Annotated in this window: 2 protein-coding genes; both read right to left on the bottom strand. The window is 64.4% G+C overall.

Annotated features, from left to right (window positions below; translation table 11 throughout):
* Positions 1-42 precede the first annotated feature (42 nt).
* The gene (locus tag CEC48_RS30770; RefSeq protein ID WP_088427252.1) at positions 43-702 is read right to left on the bottom strand and encodes an aspartate/glutamate racemase family protein; all 660 of its coding nucleotides are present in this window, start codon (positions 700-702) and stop codon (positions 43-45) included.
* A gap of 37 nt (positions 703-739) precedes the next feature.
* Positions 740-2,077, bottom strand: a complete 1,338-nt coding sequence (locus CEC48_RS30765) for an MFS transporter (RefSeq protein WP_088427251.1) — start codon at positions 2,075-2,077, stop codon at positions 740-742.
* Between the last annotated feature and the right edge of the window lie 43 nt (positions 2,078-2,120).

The raw sequence follows: 2,120 nt of genomic DNA, 5'->3' as shown, positions 1-2,120 counted from the left end.
GGTGTGGGAAGCGGGCATGAGCGTGGGTCCAATCGGGCCGGGTTAGCCAGGATCATACCCGCGTTCAGCACGACTCAGTGCAGCTCGCAGCCCCGTCGATGCACTGGTCAGCGGAGCGGGGCCTGCCGTTACCAGCGAAGCGGCGCCGCTCATGGACGCTTGCCCCAGCGCCACGATAGACGCGCCATCCACATAGGCACGGTCAGCAGCCTTGGCGATGGTCGCGAGATAGCCGTGCAGGTCGCCTGCCTTGAACATCGCCCATGCGCCTGGAACCCACTGCACCTCCACCGAGGCCCCGGTGCGCTGTGCCACTTGGAGAAACAGGCGAGAAGTCGGTTCGAGCGTGGTTTCGACTGCGCACAACACCACAACCTTCCCACCTGCCTCAACCGCCGCGAATGCCAGCGCTTCATCCGCTCGCAAAATCGGCACCCGGGTGTGAGTCCCGGCAAGTTCAACCACCGGGCCCAGGGTCGAACAGGTGAGCACCACCGCATCACAGTGCTGAGCCAGCGCAACAAGCGCCAGCCGCGTTTCCTCGGCGATATCAGCGGTCAGCTTGCCCGCGCATTCGGCCGCTGCCAGCAGATCGGCCCGGACCGCATGGTGCAACACCTGCGACCCAATCCCCAGCGCTGCGGCGGCGGCATCAAACACTGCAATGTTGCTCTCGGCGGTATGAAGGCAGGTAATCCGCATCGCTCAGGTCTCCGGCGGTTTTGAACACCCGCCGACTTTAACGCGAGAGCAGCGGCGCTGCGCCTTTTTCCTGCGCACCTACATCATGCAAGGAAATTCGCGACGTCTCCGGCAACGCCAACCCGCCCGCCAACGCCAGCACTGCCACCGCGATCAGGTAAAACGCCGGTGACAAATTGCTGCCCGTAGTACTGATCAACCACGTCGCCATCAACGGCGCCGTTCCGCCGAAGATCGTATACGCCATGTTGTAAGTAATCGCCGAAGCGGTATACCGCGTGCGCGTGGGAAAGGTCTCCGACAGCAACGCCGCCGTGACCACCCCACACAACACCGCGCCCACCGCCAGCAACATCACCCCGACAATCGACGCCGCGAACGAACCGGAACTGGCCATCAGGAACGACGGGTACACCACCACCATCAACAACACACACGCGGTCATCACCGTGACCCGACGCCCCACGCGATCCGAGTACAGCCCCGCCAGCGGGCAAATCGCCGCCGCGAAAATCAGCGCAATCAGCGACACCAGCAACGCCACCGCCCGGCTCAACCCACCCGCAACCTGCAGGTACGTCGCGAAGTAGGTGGTGAACATGTAAAACGACAGCGCCGTAAGCGACACAAAAGCGCCCAGGCAGCAGATCGCCGCACCATGGTTGCGCAAAGTCTCCTTGAGCGGGGAGTGGGCGACCGCGTGTTCCTGCTTCACCGCCTGGAAGGCCGGCGTCTCATCCAGCTTCCAGCGCAGGTAAAGCCCCACCAGGCCCAGCGGCGCGGCGATCAGGAACGGCAGGCGCCAGCCCCAACTGCCCATCGCCTCGGCGGACAACGACGCTTCCAGTGCATAAGCCACCACGGCTGCGGCGGCGAACGCAGAGAACGTCGACACCGGCACGAAGCTGCCATACCACGCGCGTTTGTCACTCGGCGCGTGTTCCATCAGATAGGCACAGGCCCCGGCGTATTCGCCCCCGGCGGAGAAGCCCTGGGCGCAGCGGATCAGCGACAACAGAATCGGCGCCGCCACGCCGATGGCGGCGTAGGTGGGCAGCAGGCCGATCAGCGTCGTGGCGCCGGCCATCAGCAAAATCGTCATGGCCAGTGTGCGTTTGCGGCCGATACGGTCACCGAGCATGCCGAAGAAAATCCCGCCCAGGGGCCGGAAGGCGAAGGCTACCGCGAATACCGCGAAGGTCTTGAGCAACGCTGCGCTGGCGTCGCCGCTGGGGAAGAATTGTTGGGCGATGGTGGTGGCGAGGAAGCCGTAGACGGCGAAGTCGAACCACTCCACGAAGTTACCGATGCCGGCGGCGATGATCACTCTGCGCAGGGTTTGGGGGCTGACCTGTTCGGTGGATGGGCTCGTCATGGGGGAAGGCCTCGGCGGTGGTAGGGGATGATGGATTATCGGG

Origin of the sequence: Pseudomonas sp. K2I15 (assembly GCF_002204795.1) — a bacterium.
Taxonomy (GTDB): Bacteria; Pseudomonadota; Gammaproteobacteria; order Pseudomonadales; family Pseudomonadaceae; genus Aquipseudomonas.
This window is presented reverse-complemented; position numbering and strand designations above follow the sequence as displayed.

Bases quoted from the DNA above. Each gene is read 5' to 3' on its own strand.
- CEC48_RS30770 (WP_088427252.1), bottom strand. From the start codon at position 702: ATGCGGATTACCTGCCTTCATACCGCCGAGAGCAACATTGCAGTGTTT.
- CEC48_RS30765 (WP_088427251.1), bottom strand. From the start codon at position 2,077: ATGACGAGCCCATCCACCGAACAGGTCAGCCCCCAAACCCTGCGCAGA.